Origin of the sequence: Marinobacterium rhizophilum DSM 18822 (assembly GCF_000378045.1) — a bacterium.
GTDB lineage: Bacteria > Pseudomonadota > Gammaproteobacteria > Pseudomonadales > Balneatricaceae > Marinobacterium_A > Marinobacterium_A rhizophilum.
In genome coordinates, this window is record NZ_KB899111.1 from 1 (window position 1) to 17,504 (window position 17,504).

Sequence of the window (17,504 nt, forward strand, 5' to 3'; positions counted from 1 at the left end):
GGGTACGCCTGAAAAGCCGGGGCGCCCTGCCCCGGCGGCAGGTATTACTCGGCGCGGCTGCGGGGCAGGAACGCATTGGCTTCCCACAGGTCGTAGCCGCTGCGGAAGGTGCTCAGGTCGTCCCAGACCTTCTTGAAGAAGGGATCCGCGGCGGATTTCTCAATAGCCACCTCATCCCACTTGCTCTTGAAGGTATCCAGCATGGTCTGATTCCAGTAGCGAATCTGCACGCCTTCTTCCTGGGCCTTTGCCATGACGGGGAACTGCATGGCCTCACCCTCAGCTATCGAGTTGGTCATGGATGCCATGCAGGTGGTCTCAATCGTTGCTTTCTGACCCTCGCTCATGCCGTTCCAGGCATCTTTGTTGACCAGCAACTCAAAGATGGTCGCCTGCTGATGCCAGCCGGGAAAGTAGTTGTACTTGACGATTTTATTCAGCCCAAGGCGGGTATCGATGGCGGGCTGGGAGAACTCGGTGGCATCAATGGCCCCTTTCTCAAGCGCACCAAAGATCTCGCCGCCAGGCAGCTGCACAGTACCGACCCCCAGTTTCTCCATCACCGAGGCGCCAAGGCCAAAGAAGCGCATGTTCAGGCCCTGCAGGTCTTCAGGCTTGTCGATCGGCTTGGCGAACCACCCTGATGTTTCGGGCGACAGGATGGCGCAGGGCAGCACCTTGACGTTGAAGCCGGCGCTGTCGTACATCTCCTGATACAGGCTCATGCCGTTGCCGTAGTACAGCCAAGCCATGTACTCGCCGGCTTCGGGGCCGAAGGGCACGGCCGAAAACAGCGCGGCGGCGGGAATCTTGCCCTGCCAGTAACCGGCGGTGGCATAACCCGAGTTGACCTTGCCGGAGGATACCGCATCGAGAATCTCCGGCGGACTGACCAGTTTGCCAGGCTCATAGACCTTCATGCGGATATTGCCGTCGCTGACCTTATCGAGCCGCTCCGCTACCCAGGTAATTGTGGTGCCCAGCGCCGGCAGGTTGGTACCAAAGGCGATCGGTGTTTTCAGCAACACCTTGTCAGCGGCCAGTGCAATGGGACTGGCAGTCATGAAGGCGGTGCCGGTAAAAATTGCACTGACGACGGCGGCGGACATGAGGCTTTTTGTAAGTTTTTTCATGAAGTGTCCTCGGACAAGCGATGGTTATTTTTGTTGGAGTGTCGTGTTTTCTTGTGTAATCGGGCTACATATCTGTAGATTGGTAATACCAATTTACCCGATTTGTGTGTGTACTGTATTTTTTATGTACAGTCATTGTCAATGTTTTCGTGCTTAAACTTAGGTCTCTATTTTTCGATGCATGGGTGAGTATGCTTTCTTGATAAGAGCGAGCTGATAGAGTAGAAAGTGGTATTACCAATTTGTATTTTTGACGAGTGTCGGGTCATGTGAGCTACAACTATAGGCGTCAGATGGAAAAGCGCCGTAACATGGCGTTTTTATTAGTGTTTTAATATGGCAGTTGCGTGGCGGGGGAGTGGAATCAAGGTGGCTTATCAGCGGGTAAAACAACCCAAAATTTCCGATGTCATTGTGCAGCAGGTAGAGGAAATGATTCTCGAGGGTACGCTCAAGCCGGGGCAGAAGCTGCTTCCCGAGCGTGAGCTTGCCAAGCAGTTTGATGTATCACGCCCATCGTTGCGAGAGGCTGTGCAGAAGCTGGCAGCGAAGGGATTGCTGGTGAGTCGTCAGGGCGGTGGAACCTATGTCTCCGAAGACCTTGGCGGCTCCTTCTCCGACCCGCTGCTCGAACTGTTCAAAACGCACCCCGAAGCTCAGTACGATCTGCTGGAATTTCGGCATGCGCTTGAGGGCGTGTCTGCATATTATGCTGCGTTGCGCAGTACCGCCGCCGACCGTGACACTATCCAGGCGCGCTATAACGAGCTGGAGCATTTTCACCGCAACAAGGAATTCGCCAAGGAGGTCGAGGCCGATGTCGAGTTTCATCTGGCCATTGCCGCAGCGACGCATAACATGGTGCTGCTGCACATGATGCGTGCGCTTTTCAGTCTGTTGCGACAGCATATCACCGACAACCTTTTGAATATCTATCCCAGGGCAGGTTACCGGGAAAAGATCCACGGTCAGCACGAGGCGCTGATGACTGCTATCCTTGCCGGAGAACCGGACAACGCGCGCAAGGCTGCCCATTATCATATCGCTTTTGTTGAAGAGGCCCTGCTTGAAGGCGAGCGGGAAAATACTCGACAGGAGCGTGCGCTGCGCCGGGCCAATGCCGGTGTTTGATGGTACTTTATATGCTGCATCGCCGTATCTACAGGGATATGGGTATGAGTGCGGGCCCGTAATGGGTGTCCGATGTCACGAAACGCCTGCCGAGGTTGAGGAATCGTAATTTTCCGATTTGGTATTATTACTACAAAATTGTCGTTCGAAGCCGGTTTTGTTGCCATCAACAGGCGATATGTGCATAATATTGACACCATTATGTAGTAATACTACAAGATAATAAGAACGAGAAGGTGGTGGGGCGCGGGGGAGCCTGCACAATAGGCTGTTCCGTCTTAACGCTTAAGTGGGATTGACTGCTCGAATAAGAATGAGTGGAGAAAGCAAAGTGCAAGAATTCGTTGAAGATATTGATCCGATTGAAACCCATGAATGGTTGGATGCACTGGAGTCTGTTGCCAAAAGCGACGGTGATGATCGTGCACGATATATTCTCAAACAGCTGGGGCGTAAGGCGGCGGATATCGGCGTAGGTAGCGCCGGTGCCACCACGACCCCGTACCGCAACACGATCGCTCCCAAAGACGAAAGTCGCATGCCGGGTGATTTGTTTGTCGAACGGCGTATTCGTTCCTTTATACGCTGGAACGCCATGGCAATGGTCATGCGCGCCAACGACAACAAGGAAGGGCTGGGTGGTCATATCTCCAGCTTCTCGTCGTCCGCTACGCTGTATGATATTGGCTTTAACTACTTTTTCCGCGGCAATGAAGGCGAGCAGGATGCCGACATGGTGTTCTTCCAGGGGCATATCTCCCCCGGTATCTACGCCCGCGCTTACCTTGAAGGCCGTTTGACCGAAGAGCAGCTCGACAACTTCCGTCGTGAAGTGGACGGTAATGGTCTGTCTTCCTATCCTCACCCCTGGCTTATGCCGGACTTCTGGCAGTTCCCGACCGTGTCCATGGGTCTGGGACCGATTCAGGCGATCTACCAGGCGCACGTGATGCGTTACCTGTCCGCCCGTAGCCTGATTAATCGCGGTGACCGCAAGATCTGGGCTTTCCTGGGCGACGGTGAGTGCGACGAGCCGGAAACCCTGGGTGCGATCTCCCTGGCCGGCCGTGAGCAGCTCGAAAACCTGATCTTCGTCATCAACTGCAACCTGCAGCGTCTTGACGGTCCGGTACGTGGTAACGGCAAGATCGTGCAGGAACTCGAAGGTATCTTCCGTGGTGCTGGCTGGAACGTAGTCAAGTGCCTGTGGGGACGTCACTGGGATCCGCTGCTGGAAAAAGACACTACTGGTCTGCTGCAAAAACGCATGGATGAAGTCTGTGACGGTGAGTTGCAGAACTACAAGGCTAACGGCGGCGCTTACACCCGCGAGCATTTCTTCGGCAAATACCCGGAACTGCTCGAAATGGTGAAAGACATGTCCGATCAGGACATCATGAACCTGAACCGTGGCGGACACGACCCGTACAAAGTCTATGCGGCTTACCAGGCAGCCTATCAGCACAAGGGCCAGCCCACCGTCATTCTGGCGCAGACCGTCAAGGGCTACGGTACCGGCACTTCCGGCCAGGCGAAGAACGATACCCACTCCATCAAGAAAGTCGCGATGGACGACCTCAAGGCGTTCCGCGACAACTTCAACATTCCGTTGACCGATGAGCAGCTGACTGAAGTTCCGTATTACCGTCCGTCACCGGATTCCGCGGAAATGAAGTACATGTTCGAGCGCCGCAAGCAGCTCGGAGGCTTCTACCCGACTCGCCGTACTGAGTTTGACGTGCTGGAAACGCCGTCGCTTGAGGCTTTCGCCAGCCAGCTGAAATCCAGCGGTGAGCGTGAACTCTCGACGCAGATGGGTCTGAACCGCGTACTCAATGTACTGGTCAAGGACAAGCAGATCGGTAATCGCATTGTGCCGATCGTTCCAGACGAAGCCCGTACTTTCGGTATGGAAGGCATGTTCCGCCAGCTGGGTATCTACACCTCTGCCGGCCAGCGTTATGTACCGCATGACTCTGACCAGATCATGTTCTACAAAGAGTCCAAGACAGGTCAGGTGCTGGAAGAAGGTATCAACGAAGCCGGCGCGTTCTCTGCCTGGCTGGCTTGTGCCACCTCCTACAGCAACAATAACTGCCCGATGGTACCGTTCTACATCTTCTACTCGATGTTCGGTTTCCAGCGCGTCATGGATCTGATCTGGGCGGCCGGCGACAGCCAGGCGCGCGGTTTCCTGATCGGTGCAACATCCGGCCGCACGACCCTGAACGGCGAAGGCCTGCAGCATCAGGACGGCCACAGCCACCTGATGGCACAGATGATCCCGAACTGTATCAGCTACGATCCGACCTACGCCTATGAAGTGGCTGTTATCGTACAGGACGGCCTTGAGCGCATGTACAAGAAGCAGGAAAACCGCTTCTACTACATCACCACGATGAACGAAAACTACAGCCATCCGGAAATGCCGGTGGGTGCGGAAGAGGGCATCATCAAGGGCATGTACCTGCTTGAAGAAGGCAAGAAGGCCGACCTCAAGGTTCAGCTGATGGGTTGTGGCACCATTTTGCGTGAAGTACGTGAAGCGGCGGTGATCCTGCGTGAAGAGTTCGGTATTGAAGCCGACGTCTGGAGCACCACCTCGATCAACGAACTGCGCCGTGAGGCTCAGGCGGCTGATCGCTGGAACATGATGCACCCGACCGACGAACCGCGTGTACCTTACGTGACCGAGTGCCTGCAGGACCGTCAGGGTCCGGTTATCGCCTCGACCGATTACATGCGCATGTTTGCCGACCAGCTGCGCGAGTTTATTCCGCACCGCTACAAGGTGCTGGGTACCGATGGTTTCGGACGTTCCGATACGCGTACCAAGCTGCGTGAGTTCTTCGAAGTCAACCGTTACTACGTCGTTCTGGCTGCGCTCAAGGCGCTGCAGGAAGAAGGCAAGGTGCCTGCAACCGAAGTTGCCAAGGCGATGCAGAAGTTCAATCTGAACCCGGAAAAACCGGCGCCCTGGACCGTTTAAGGCTCCTGTGAACTTCGTAACGGTTGAGAATTAGTAGAGGACATTATCGTGAGCACTATCACAATTACCGTTCCAGACCTGAGTGGCGCCTCGGATGTAGATGTCGTCGAGGTACTGGTCAAGGCCGGCGATGTCATTGCCGAAGGCGACAGCCTGATTGCCGTTGAGACCGATAAAGCCTCAATGGAAGTTCCGTCTACCCATGGCGGTACAGTCAAGGAAGTGATTATCCAGGAAGGCGGCACCTGTAACGAAGGTGACCAGATCCTGTTACTGGAAACCGGAGCCGCCGCTGAGGCTGAGGCTCCTGCTGCAGCGGCGCCCGCCGCGGCGGCACCTGCAGCGGCAGCGCCTGCTGCTGCCGCTGCTCCGGCCGCAGCAGCCAGTGTCGAAGAAGTTCGAGTACCGGATCTCAGCGGTGCTACCGATGTCGACGTGGTTGAAGTGCTGGTCAAGGCCGGTGACGTTATTGCCGAGGGTGACAGCCTGATTGCCGTCGAAACCGACAAGGCATCCATGGAAGTGCCGGCGCCAATGAGCGGCACGGTCAAGGAAGTCAAGATTGCGGCGGGCGGCACCTGCAACGAAGGCGATCTGATCCTGATGCTTGAAGTGGCAGGTTCGGTAGCCGCCGCGCCCCAGGCAGAGGCTCCGGCCGCTGCTGCCGCGGCGCCTGCACCAGCTGCGGCACCGGCGGCACCCGCTGTTGCCGGCGGTATCGAGGAAGTTCGGGTTCCGGATCTGAGCGGTGCGACCGATGTCGATGTCATCGAAGTGCTGGTCAAGGCCGGTGATGTCATTGCCGAGGGCGACAGCCTGATGGCGCTGGAAACCGACAAGGCTTCGATGGAAGTGCCGGCGCCCAAGGGCGGTACCGTCAAGTCCGTCAGCATCAGTGCTGGTGCGACCTGCAACGAAGGTGATGTCATCCTGATGCTGGAGGTGGCGGGCAGTGCTGCGGTTGCAGCGCCTGCTGCCGCTGCTCCTGCACCTGCTGGAGCCACACCGGCGCCTGCGGCACCGGCCAAGGCTGCCCCGGCGGCTTCGGCTACTACGGTCAACCAGGCCCTGGAACAGAAAAATCGCAGTGTCCACGCAGGACCGGCTGTACGTGCCATTGCCCGCGAGTTTGGCGTTGATCTGTCCTTGGTAAGCGGTACCGGTCGTCGTGGCCGTATCGTTAAGGAAGACGTACAGAACTTCGTCAAGACCTCCCTCAAGGCGCTGGCTGAGAAGCCGGCCGGAGGCAGCGTTGTTGCGGGTGCCGGTATTCCTGCCATTCCTGCCATCGATTTCAGCCAGTTCGGCGAGATCGAAATGCAGAAGATGAGCAAGGTTGCCAAGGTGACGGCGGCGAACATGACACGTTGCTGGCTTAATGTGCCGCACGTGACCCAGTTCGACAAGGCGGATATCACTGAACTGGAAGCCTTCCGCAAGGAAATGAAGGACGCTGCAGCGAAAGAGGGTGTGAAACTCACGCCGCTGCCGTTCATCATCAAGGCGGTGGCCCAGGCGCTGAAGGAAAACCCCAAGTTCAATGCTTCGCTGCATGCCGACGGCGAACACATTGTGCTGAAGAAATACATCAATGTCGGTCTGGCGGTGGATACGCCGAACGGCCTGATGGTCCCGGTGATCAAGGATGCGGACAAAAAGTCGATCTACCAGTTGTCACTGGAAGCGAACGAACTGGCTGGCAAGGCCAAGGACCGCAAACTGAAGCCCAACGAGATGCAGGGCGGCTGCTTTACCATCTCGAGCCTGGGCGGCATTGGCGGAACCGGCTTTACGCCGATCGTGCCGGCGCCGGAAGTTGGTATCCTTGGTGTATCCAAAGCGGACATCGAACCGCGCTGGAACGGCAAGGAGTTCGCGCCGCGTCTGATGCTGCCGCTGTGCCTGTCGTATGACCACCGGGCGATCAATGGTGGGGATGCTGGACGCTTCCTGACCTACCTGAACAGTCTGCTGAGCGATATTCGTCGCTTGGTGCTGTAGCACTTTGGAAAGACCCACTTCCAAAACCTTGGCGTCAGGGCCCTGCTTGGGGTCCTGATTTTTTACCGGCCTGCAATACAGCCGTGCCAGGTACAGGATAGTTTTTACAAAGCTGCAGACTGATGTAAACAAAAGGCCACTCGCTTGAGTGGCTTTTTTATGCCTGGACGTATGTATTCTGTGGGTGAAGAGATGCGCAGGGGCAGAGGTGTCGAGACAGGGCGAGGACTCAGCAATAATCGCTACCCCATCGAGGCTATTCGAGTCGCTCCTGGCGACCTCCATGCTTTTGTATGGGGAGTGCCACAACTCCTGGTACCCCAGCCGCCGATGCTGCGAGCGAAGGGGGCGTCTCCTGTGTCTGGCGAAATCGGCATGCAGCTCATTCCAGACCATCATCCGTCCATCTGCCGGGTTAGACTGCAGTTTCCTGATCCAGCGGCCGCTAATCTAAGTACTCTCGTCAGTTAATGATATAGTGCGGGCTCAAAGACAGAGGTAGCGGGAGCTGCTGTCGCCGGGCTGTATCAAGGGTTGACGGATGAACGTACTCATCACCGGGGTTGCGGGTTTTATCGGGTTCCATGTTGCCAGGCGCTTGTTGCAGGGCGGGTGGAAGGTGCTGGGGCTGGACAGTCTGAATGACTATTACGACCCTGCGCTCAAGCGTGCCCGCCTGGCGTTGCTGACACCAGAGCCCGGCTTTCGCTTTGTCGGTACCGATCTGGCGGATCGAGCGGCGATGGAGTCACTGTTTGCCGGCCAGACCTTCGATCGGGTTATCCACCTGGCAGCCCAGGCGGGGGTGCGCTATTCGCTGGAAAACCCCCATGCTTATGTCGATGCGAATCTTTCGGGGTTGCTGAATGTGCTGGAGGGCTGCCGTGTGCAGCAGGTGGCGCACCTGGTCTATGCGTCGTCCAGTTCCGTCTACGGGCTGAATACCAAGGTGCCCTTTACCGAAACTGATGCGGTGGACCATCCGGTGTCACTCTACGCCGCCACCAAGAAGTCCGGCGAGTTGCTGACCCATTCCTATTCCCATTTATATGGTCTGCCCGCGACTGGCCTGCGTTTCTTTACGGTGTATGGTCCCTGGGGGCGCCCGGATATGGCGCCGATCAAGTTTGCCCGAGCGATCTGTGCCGGGGAGCCAATCGATGTGTACAACCAGGGCGAGATGAGTCGCGACTTTACCTATATCGACGACATTGTCGAGGGTGTCGTGGGGGTGCTCGATCAGGTTCCAGTACCGCAGCCCGATTGGATACCGGAGCTGGGTAGCCGCGGTCAGAGTTCGGCACCCTACCGTATTTTCAATATAGGTGCGGGGCAGCCGGTGGGGCTGCTGGATTTTATCCAGACACTGGAGCGCGGGCTGGGAATAGAAGCGCGGAAAAATTTTCTGCCCATGCAGCCGGGTGATGTCGCCCGTACCTGGGCATCAACCCAGGCGTTGCGGGATCTGACCGGGTTTAGTCCGCAGGTTGGGCTGGAGGAGGGGGTGGCGAAATTCGTTGCCTGGTACCGAGAGTTTTACAGCCCAACTGTCTAGGTCGTAGGCCAGGAAACAAGGGGCAGGCTTCTGGCAGGGGCGACGTGTAGCACGTCGCCCCTTGCTGGTCAGGCCTTGTCCAGCGCGTCGAGTTGCTGCGTGAGAAATGCGCGCAGCTCTGCGCCTGTATGCGGACTTTGCAGACCAAACACCATGTTGGCCTGCAGGTAGCCCAGCTTGTTGCCACAGTCGTAGGACTTGCCTTCCATGTGGTAGGCCTCCATCGGCGTTTCCTTCAGCAGCGCGGCCATGGCGTCGGTCAGCTGAATTTCACCGCCGGCACCGCGCGGTGTGGTCTTGAGCAGCTGCATGATGCGCGCCGGCAGGATGTAGCGGCCAACAATGGCCAGGTTCGACGGGGCCGTACCTTGGGGCGGCTTTTCTACCATGCCCTGAATCGGGTGGGCATCGCCACCGGTCAGGCTTGCGCCCGCGCAATCGACAATGCCATAGCGCTCGGCGTGTTCGTGCGGCACGGGTTCTACCATGATCTGCGGATGCTCGGCGCGACTGAAGGCGGCCATCATGCCGGCCATGTCGACGTGGCCGTTGTCGGAGCTTCGATTGTTGATCAGTACATCCGGCAGCATCACGGCAAAGGGTTCGTCACCGATGATTCCAGCGGCGCAGAGGACCGCGTGGCCAAGGCCCAGTGCGCGTGGCTGGCGTACGGAGATAATCTCTACTTCCGGCGGCTGGATATTGCGTACCGAGGCGAGCTCGGCAATCTTGCCCTTGATCTCGAGTTCGGCTTCGAGTTCATAGTGGGCATCGAAATGGTTTTCGATGGCTTCCTTGCCGGAGCGCGTCACCAGAATAATCTGAGTGATGCCTGCGGCCACCGCTTCCTCGACAACGCGCTGAATGACAGGTTTATCGCCGACCGGCAGCATTTCCTTGGGAATAGCCTTGCTGGCGGGTAATACGCGGGTGCCGAGTCCGGCGACGGGGATGATGGCTTTGGTAACTTTACGCATCGGTAATGGCACTCCCTGGTGGTTCATTGTCCTGGTGCAGCCGGGTGGCGCGGGCCACCCGGTGCGGCTGTATGGTACCTGAGCAATCAGGCGCGGGTCATGAACTTCCCGGTTTCAGTATTGATCTTGATTTTCTCGCCCTGCTTTATGTACTCGGGTACCTGTATTTCCAGTCCGTTGGTCAGGATGGCCGGCTTGGTACGGCCGGTGGCACTGGCCGCTTGCATGCCGGGCACGCATTCAGCCACCTCCATGGTAACGGTAGCCGGCAATTCAATGGTGACTATCTCGCCTTCAATCAGCAGCGCCATAATGCCTTCGAGCCCATCGCTCAGGTACGGCAGCTGGCTTTCGATGCTGCTGCCATTGAGGTAGTACTGGCTGTAGTCTTCCACGTCCATAAAGGTGAAGAGGTCGTCTTCGCGGTACAGGTAGGAAACCTTGCGCCGCTCCAGTGAAACATTCTTGACCATGTCGTCACCGGTAAAGGTCACTTCGTGCTTGCCGCCCTCGGGCAGCTGGTTGAAGCGAATCTTGTACAGGGTTGTGGCACCGCGGGAGGTGGGGTTGCGCACATCGACATGCTGCACCACATAGACATGGCCATTGAGCTCGACGACATGGCCCCGCTTGAGTTCGGATGCTTTGGGCATCGGATAAAACCTCGTGATCACAAAGTTGGGAGTCTGTTTGGCCGACCGGTTAGCGTGCGGCCCCGCATGACAGATTCCGGGGGTTGCATTGTAGGAGAAAACCCTGCGCCGCAATACTGAAGTCAGTGCGCCAGCGGGGTTTTCGTCTCAGTCTTCTACCCGCTGCACATCCACCGCGACCCGGGGCGGTTGGGGTTTGCCGCCATCAAACAGCACGCCTCGCAAGGGCGCTACATCGGAGTAGTCCCGGCCCCAGGCCGTTGTGATGTGCTGCTCGGCCGGCATGTTGTCATTGGTGGGGTCGAATTCGAACCAGCCTTCGTCCGGTGAGTAGAGCGAGAACCAGGCGTGGGACGCATCGGATCCGACCATTTTAACCTGTCCGGGCGGGGGCAGGGTTTCGAGATAGCCACTCACATAGCGCGCCGGAAAGCCGAGTGCACGCAGGCAGCCAATCGCCAGATGGGCAAAATCCTGACACACGCCGCGGCGGTGTTCGAGTACGTCGGACAGGGGAGTGGCCACGGTGGTAAACGCCGGATCGTAGGTAAAGTCGGTAAAAATGCGGTGAGTCAGCTCGCGGGCTGCCGACAGCAGTGGCCGGTCGGAGGCAAAGGAGGGCGCGGCATAGTCGCGCAACGCGTCCATAACCTTGACCATCGGCGAGTCGAGCACGAATTCACGGGCGATGAGCGTGCTTTTGGTCTGGCTTTGCTGCAACGCCTCCAGCGCCTGGGCGCAGGTGTTACCCAGATCCAGGTTGAGCTCCGGACTGGCGCGGTTCTCGTCGATGCGAATTTCGCTGGTGATTTCCACCGATAGCTTTCTGTGTGGCACCTCGATCGAGAAGTGCACAATGTTGTTGCCGAAATAGTCCTTGCGCTTGCGGCTGTAGGCCGGCATCGGGTTGATCTGCAGCTTGCTGCTCAGGCAGCTTTGATAGCTGGTATTGCGTGGCTGCAGATGGGCCAGGTTGTAGCAGAGGCTTACCGGGTGCTGGTATACGTATTCGGTCAGGTGTCGGATGCGGTAGATCATAGTTCGCTGTTCAATCCGGTATTGACCAGCTGCTGGGGGCCGCCGGTGTGGTCGAAGTAGTCTTCACTGACCGCCACTGCGGTTTCGTTCAGGCGCTGCTGGACCTGACGCAGTAGCTTGTCGAGCTGGACGCGGCTTTGCAGTTTCTCATCCACCACGGCCATGGCTTGCATGTCTGCGAGACGGACTGCGGTCGAAATTTCGAGTACCAGGCGCTGGTTGCGCGACAATTCAGGCCCCTTGCTGCGACTTGGCAGTTCGCTCAGGTCCTTGAACAGCTTGTCGAGCTGGTAAATCAGTGAACGCGGGTTACTGCGGTCAATCAGCAGCAGCCCAAGGCCACTGACAATGTTGGTTTCGGCCCGGAAGCGGCGGCGGTAGGTGTTCAGTGCCTCGGTGGACAGCAAGGCGGATTCCAGTGCCAGGGGCTCGCTGGGGTCTACATGGACCGGTACCAGCAGGTGGCGCAGCAGGGACGCGACTTGCTGGGCTTTTTCAAGCCGGCGGCCGATCTGCAAGAAGCGCCACCCCAGGCCGCGGAACATGCTGTCCTGATACAGGCCGCTCAGGGCGAGCAGGGCAGAGATCAGCGGATCCAGCGTTTCTTCCGGCGCCGATGCCATGCCGCGGGTTACCGCGTTTTCCAGTCCATTCAGCTCATCACGTATGTCGTTGATAATACGTTGAATATCGGCCGAGAGCAGTTCCTTGACCTCTTCGGCGCAGTTAAGCATGGAAATCAGAGAGGCCTTGACGCTCCCGGTGCGCTGCGCATCGGTAATGACCGACAGCAGCTCTGGCTCGGGCTTGCGCAGCAGTTCCAGGTTGTCCTTGGTAAAGCCCGGCAACGTCAGCGTGACCTCGGAGACCGCCCGCAGCAGCAGCCGCTCGGCGCCTGAGGGGAGAATGACCGCGCTGTTGAGCTGGACAAACACGGTGCGCATCAGGCGGATAGCGGCATCGGCCCGTTCGGAATAGCGTCCCATCCAGAACAGGTTTTCCACCATGCGGCTCGGCAGGGTGGTGTACTGGTGTATCTGGTTGATGCTTTCTCCGCCGGGTACGACCTGCAGCGTCAGCTGTTTTTCCGGTTCAGAGGCGAGTACCCAGGTGTCCTTGCTGAAGGAGCCCAGCTGGTTGGAAATCAGACGGCTATCGGTGGCGATGCCCACGCGGGTCATGCCGCCCGGCATCACCGAATAGGAACCCTCGCCGGCGACCGAGAAGCTGCGCAACACGGAAGGGCGCGATTGCATGGTGCCCTTGTGCCAGCTCGGTGCATTGGACGGCGCGATGTACTCCTGCGCCGTGTAGTGCAGCGGGTTGAGCCGTATGCGTTCAATCAGCTCCTGGCGCTCGCTGGCCGACAGGTCGCAGCCAAATACGCTGAACTCGCCGGCACGCCTGGCACAGCGCTTGATCACCAGCTTGTCGATATTGGCAAGCACATGGCTGAGGTCTCCGGGATCACCACACCAGTAGGTCGTGGCCGATGCCAGCTGCAGCTCGTGACCGAGAAAAAACTGGCTGATCTTGGGCATGTATTTCATCAGCGCGGTATTTTCCAGCACGCTGCTGCCCATGGGGTTGGCGACCACCACCCGGCCCGAGCGTACCACTTCGAGCAAGCCGGGTACGCCCAGGCGTGAATCGCTTCTGAGCTCGACCGGGTCGCAGTAGTTGTCGTCCACGCGGCGCAGAATGACATCCACCCGGGTCAGGCCGTCGAGGGACTTCATCCACACATAACCGTTACGTACCGTCAGGTCGCCGCCCTGTACCAGCGGATAACCAAGGTAGTTGGCCAGGTAGGTGTGTTCGAAATAGGTCTCGCTGTACGCGCCGGGGGTCAGTATGACGATGCTGGGCAAATCGCCGTTTGTCAGGTTGCCCGCAGGGGCCAGTCGCGTCAGTGTGTGACGCAGTGTTGTGAAAAACAGTGACAGCCGGTGTACATGGCTGTCACGAAACAGGCTGGGAAATACGCGGCGCATGACGGTGCGGTTTTCCAGTGCATAGCCTGCTCCGCTGGGAGTCTGGGTGCGGTCAGCGATGATGACCATGTTGCCGTCGGCGCCACGTACCATATCGGCGCTGTGCAGGATCAGCTGGTTGTTACCCTTGAGCTTGATATCCTGGCAGGGGCGCAGAAAACCGCTGTGACTGTACAGCAGCTCGGCCGGCAGAATGCCGTTGCGCAATAGCTCACGGGGCCCGTAAATGTCCTTTAAAAGGAGGTCGAGCAGTTCGGCGCGTTCACTCAGGCCTGTTTCGATCTGGCTCCATTCCTCGCTGCCGATCAGCAGAGGAATGGGGTCCAGTCCCCAGGTGTGGCTGGCGAGCGAGCCGCTGGACAGCGTATAGGTCGCACCGTCATCACGCAGGATGCGTTCAGCCTTGCGCTGGCGCTCATTCAGGGTTTCGGAGCCCAGAACGTTCAGGCTGTCGAGAAGATACTCCCAATGGCTGCGAATGCTGCCATCGGGTGCATAGACCTCATCCATGGATCCCGCCGGGCGCGGGTAGACCAGGGCAAGGCCCTGGTCGGATTGCTGCTGTTGAGAAAAGCTCATGCGGCGTGATCCTGTCACAAATCCGGTGGTTGTCAGGAAGGTTGCGCATAGTATACCCGAGTCCGTGGCTTTAGCGTCGCCGGCTTTTTAAGGCTGGCGACGAAGGTCAAGGGTGTGCGGGTATTCATTGCTGGGCTCTTCTGGTGGTGGTGCCATCGGATGCGGTGCTTTCTGGTGAGGAAAGAACTCGCGAATGGCATCGAACTGTGACAGGGGCTCCAGGGGTCCAGGTGTATGACCGAACTCCCAGAAGCGGTTTACGCGCCGGGCCTCGGCTTCAAAGCCGTTGACCGGGAAGCTGTCATAGCTGCGTCCGCCCGGGTGGCGCACATGGTAGGTGCAGCCACCGATCGACTGGCCGTTCCAGGTATCGATCAGATCGAATACCAGCGGTGCATGTACGCCGATCGTGGGATGCAGTGCCGACGGCGGCTGCCAGGCACGATAGCGCACTCCGGCGACATATTCGCCCTTGCGGCCGGTGTTGCGCAGCGGTACGCGGCGACCATTGCAGGCCAGCACGTAGCGGCCCTCAGTCAGACCGTTGACCTTGACCTGCAGCCGTTCGACTGAAGAGTCGACATAGCGGGATGTGCCAAAGCTGCTGATTTCCTCACCCAGCACGTGCCAGGGTTCGATGGCCCAGCGTAGCTCGAGGCTGACATCGTCGATATTCACACGACCGTAGTGCGGGTAGCGGAATTCTTCGAATGGAGCAAGCCAGGACAGCTGGAACGGGCAGTCATGCTGCTGCAGATCCTTCACGACATCCTGCACATCGGCCCAGGTGTAGTGCGGCAGCATGAAGCGGTCATGCAGCTCGGTGCCCCAGCGCACCAGGGGCTTGTGGTACGGTTCCTTCCAGAAGCGCACCAGCAGTGCCCGCAGCAGCAGCGCCTGGACCAGCGCCATGCGCGGGTGTGGCGGCATTTCAAAACCGCGGAATTCCAGAATGCCCAGGCGTCCGGTGGCGCTGCCCGGTGCATAGAGCTTGTCGATGCAGAATTCCGACCGGTGAGTGTTACCGGTGATGTCGACCAGCAGGTTGCGCATCAGACGGTCAATCAGCCAGGGCTGATCGACCAGTCCCTCAGGCATTTGCTGGAAGGCAATTTCAAGCTCATACAGCGCCTCATCGCGACCCTCGTCGACACGGGGAGCCTGGCTGGTCGGGCCGATAAACATGCCCGAAAACAGGTAGGACAGGCTGGGATGGTGCTGCCAGTACGTGACCAGGCTGCGCAGAATATCGGGTCGGCGCAGCAGCGGGCTGTCTTCGGGTTTGGCGCCGCCCAGCGTGATGTGGTTGCCGCCGCCGGTACCGCTGTGGCGGCCATCGACCATGAATGACTCGGTGCCGAGGCGGGACTGGTGAGCCTCCTCGTACAGGGTGATCATGTTGTGGGTCAGTTCGCGCCAGTTGTTGGCCGGGTGAATGTTGACTTCGATCACGCCGGGATCCGGGGTGACCAGCAGGCGCAGCAGGCGTGAATCCTTGGGCGGCTCATAGCCTTCGAGTACCACCGGCAGTTTGAGTTCTGCCGCGGTACGCTCAATGGCATTGATCAGCAGTACGTAGGATTCCAGGTCCTTGATGGGCGGCAGAAACAGGTGCAGGCGCCCGTCTCGAGGCTCGATGCACAGCGCTGTGTGTATCACCTGGCTGGCCGGCGTGCTGCTGGTATCGGTCTTCGGGGTTTCCCGCATATCGGATTGCGGCGGGGCTGCCTTGGTAAACCGGTTGATATCGTAGACCGTGCTTTGCAGCGGCGGGCGCTCTGCAAAATGATCGGGATCGGGCTCTATCTCGCGCTCTTCCTTGCTCACCCAGGGGAGTGAGTTGAGCGGCAGGCGAAAACCGATGGGTGCATCGCCCGGGATCAGGACCAGGGCGCCACGTCGCAACTCCCAGGTGCAGCTGCGCCAGCCGGTGCCAATTTCATCCCGGCTCAGCGGCACGACAAAGCCACTGGGCGTATTGAGGCCGCGCTGCAGCAGTCTGGCGAGACGCTGTCGGTCGAGGCTGTCCGTAAGATCCGCCTTGAGCGGGTCCAGGTTGGCCGGCAGCTGTTGCTCCTTGTCGAGGTAGTGCAGTGCATCCTCATAGGCAGGATGTATGTACTTCTTCGAGACTTCAAGGTTGGTGCATAGCTGCTCGGCGAAGCGCTCGGCATCATCAAGCTTGTGCCCCAGATTCTGGTCCACTCGGGCCAGCAGCTTGGGGTTATGCCACAGCGGCTCGCCATCCTGACGCCAGAAACAGCCCAGCGCCCAGCGCGGTGTTTCTTCGCCCGGATACCATTTCCCCTGGCCGTAATGCAGCACGGCGCCAGGTGCAAAGCGGTCACGCAAGCGCAACAGCAGCGTCTTGGCCAGGCGCAGCTTGTCGGCACCCAGTGCCGCGGTGTTCCACTGCGCAGACTCCATGTCATCGATGGAGACAAAGGTCGGTTCGCCACCCATGGTCAGGCGCACGTCCAGTGCGTCGAGATCAGCATCCACCGCATCACCCAGGGCAAGAATTTCCTCCCACTGGTGCTCGAGGTAGGGCTTGGTTACCCGGGGGTCTTCATGGATACGATAGACTTCGTTGCTGTATTCGAATTCAACTTCACACTCGTCCATGGCGCCGCTGATTGGAGCGGCGGAGGCCGGGTCCGGTGTACAGGCCAGCGGGATATGACCTTCGCCGGTCATCAGGCCCGAGGTCGGATCCAGTCCGATCCAGCCGGCACCCGGGATATAGACTTCGCACCAGGCGTGCAGGTCGGTAAAGTCGGCTTCCGGACCGCTGGGGCCGTCAAGTGATTTTACGTCTGAACTGAGCTGAATCAGGTAGCCGGAGGCAAAGCGTGCCGCCAGCCCCAATTCACGCAGGATCTGAACCAGCAGCCAGGCGGTGTCGCGGCATGAACCCTTTTTCATCTCAAGGGTTTCCTGGCAGGTCTGGATACCGGGCTCAAAGCGCAGGCCGTAGTCGATATCCTTTTGCAGGCGCTGATTGAGCGCTACCAGAAAGTCGTTTATCGGTGTCTTGGTGCGCGGCACCGAAGCAATCCATTCCTGCAACAGCGGGCTGTCGGGTTCGGTGCACTCAAGGTAAGGCGCGAGTTCCTTCTGCTGGCTTTCGTCGTACTTGAACGGAAAGTGCTCGGCATACGTTTCGACGAAGAAATCAAACGGGTTGATCACCGTCATATCGGCGATTACTTCGACCTCGATGCACAGCTCGGTGGTTTTCTCAGGGAAAACCAGCCGAGCCAGAAAATTGCCGAACGGATCCTGCTGCCAGTTGATGAAGTGGTTTTCCGGTGTAACCTTGAGCGAATAGCCGTGAATCTGGGTTCTGGAGTGGGCGGCGGGCCTTAGGCGCAATACATGGGGCGCCAGGTTCACATGACGGTCGAACTTGTAACGCGTCAGGTGGTGTATTTTGGTCCGAATAGTCATCTTG

General features: G+C 58.6%; 10 protein-coding genes. 4 read left to right on the plus strand and 6 right to left on the minus strand.

Annotated elements, in window-relative coordinates; all coding sequences use genetic code 11:
• Positions 1–44 precede the first annotated feature (44 nt).
• On the minus strand, positions 45–1,133 hold the full coding sequence (locus F451_RS0120160; RefSeq protein ID WP_020683229.1) for a TRAP transporter substrate-binding protein: 1,089 nt from the start codon (positions 1,131–1,133) through the stop codon (positions 45–47).
• Positions 1,134–1,469: 336 nt separating this feature from the next.
• Between F451_RS0120160 and pdhR the strand changes: the two genes are divergently transcribed.
• The 4 genes from pdhR (at position 1,470) to F451_RS0120180 (ending at position 8,809) form a co-directional block, all read left to right on the plus strand.
• Positions 1,470–2,264, plus strand: coding sequence for a pyruvate dehydrogenase complex transcriptional repressor PdhR (gene pdhR, locus F451_RS0120165; protein ID WP_169434546.1), 795 nt, complete (start codon positions 1,470–1,472; stop codon positions 2,262–2,264).
• 313 nt (positions 2,265–2,577) lie between these two features.
• Positions 2,578–5,253, plus strand: a complete 2,676-nt coding sequence (gene aceE, locus F451_RS0120170; protein ID WP_020683231.1) for a pyruvate dehydrogenase (acetyl-transferring), homodimeric type — start codon at positions 2,578–2,580, stop codon at positions 5,251–5,253.
• A gap of 48 nt (positions 5,254–5,301) precedes the next feature.
• The gene (gene aceF, locus F451_RS0120175; protein WP_020683232.1) at positions 5,302–7,254 is read left to right on the plus strand and encodes a dihydrolipoyllysine-residue acetyltransferase; all 1,953 of its coding nucleotides are present in this window, start codon (positions 5,302–5,304) and stop codon (positions 7,252–7,254) included.
• A gap of 541 nt (positions 7,255–7,795) precedes the next feature.
• Positions 7,796–8,809 carry an NAD-dependent epimerase gene (locus tag F451_RS0120180; protein ID WP_020683233.1) on the plus strand — a complete coding sequence of 338 codons (1,014 nt, stop codon included), beginning with the start codon at positions 7,796–7,798 and terminating at the stop codon, positions 8,807–8,809.
• Between the two features lie 68 nt (positions 8,810–8,877).
• On the opposite strand, the gene galU is transcribed toward F451_RS0120180, so the two are convergent.
• From galU to F451_RS0120205, 5 genes are all read right to left on the minus strand, one after another.
• Complete coding sequence (galU, locus tag F451_RS0120185) at positions 8,878–9,786, minus strand: UTP--glucose-1-phosphate uridylyltransferase GalU (protein ID WP_020683234.1); 909 nt, start codon at positions 9,784–9,786, stop codon at positions 8,878–8,880.
• Between the two features lie 86 nt (positions 9,787–9,872).
• A complete protein-coding gene (gene efpL, locus F451_RS0120190) occupies positions 9,873–10,439 on the minus strand; it encodes an elongation factor P-like protein EfpL (protein WP_020683235.1) in 567 nt (188 codons plus the stop codon).
• A 147-nt stretch (positions 10,440–10,586) separates the two neighbouring features.
• The gene (locus F451_RS0120195) at positions 10,587–11,477 is read right to left on the minus strand and encodes a transglutaminase family protein (RefSeq protein WP_020683236.1); all 891 of its coding nucleotides are present in this window, start codon (positions 11,475–11,477) and stop codon (positions 10,587–10,589) included.
• Positions 11,474–14,050: a circularly permuted type 2 ATP-grasp protein gene (locus F451_RS0120200; protein ID WP_020683237.1), complete on the minus strand. Its 2,577-nt coding sequence runs from the start codon at positions 14,048–14,050 to the stop codon at positions 11,474–11,476. Before F451_RS0120200 ends, F451_RS0120195 begins: the two co-directional genes overlap by 4 nt.
• A gap of 87 nt (positions 14,051–14,137) precedes the next feature.
• A complete protein-coding gene (locus F451_RS0120205; protein ID WP_020683238.1) occupies positions 14,138–17,500 on the minus strand; it encodes a transglutaminase family protein in 3,363 nt (1,120 codons plus the stop codon).
• Positions 17,501–17,504: the final 4 nt, after the last annotated feature.

What these genes read in the sequence shown, in the direction of transcription:
- pdhR (WP_169434546.1), top strand. Translation starts at nt 1,470, where the DNA reads ATGGCAGTTGCGTGGCGGGGGAGTGGAATCAAGGTGGCTTATCAGCGG.
- F451_RS0120205 (WP_020683238.1), bottom strand. Translation starts at nt 17,500, where the DNA reads ATGACTATTCGGACCAAAATACACCACCTGACGCGTTACAAGTTCGAC.
- F451_RS0120195 (WP_020683236.1), bottom strand. Translation starts at nt 11,477, where the DNA reads ATGATCTACCGCATCCGACACCTGACCGAATACGTATACCAGCACCCG.
- F451_RS0120200 (WP_020683237.1), bottom strand. Translation starts at nt 14,050, where the DNA reads ATGAGCTTTTCTCAACAGCAGCAATCCGACCAGGGCCTTGCCCTGGTC.
- efpL (WP_020683235.1), bottom strand. Translation starts at nt 10,439, where the DNA reads ATGCCCAAAGCATCCGAACTCAAGCGGGGCCATGTCGTCGAGCTCAAT.
- F451_RS0120180 (WP_020683233.1), top strand. Translation starts at nt 7,796, where the DNA reads ATGAACGTACTCATCACCGGGGTTGCGGGTTTTATCGGGTTCCATGTT.
- aceE (WP_020683231.1), top strand. Translation starts at nt 2,578, where the DNA reads ATGAGTGGAGAAAGCAAAGTGCAAGAATTCGTTGAAGATATTGATCCG.
- galU (WP_020683234.1), bottom strand. Translation starts at nt 9,786, where the DNA reads ATGCGTAAAGTTACCAAAGCCATCATCCCCGTCGCCGGACTCGGCACC.
- F451_RS0120160 (WP_020683229.1), bottom strand. Translation starts at nt 1,133, where the DNA reads ATGAAAAAACTTACAAAAAGCCTCATGTCCGCCGCCGTCGTCAGTGCA.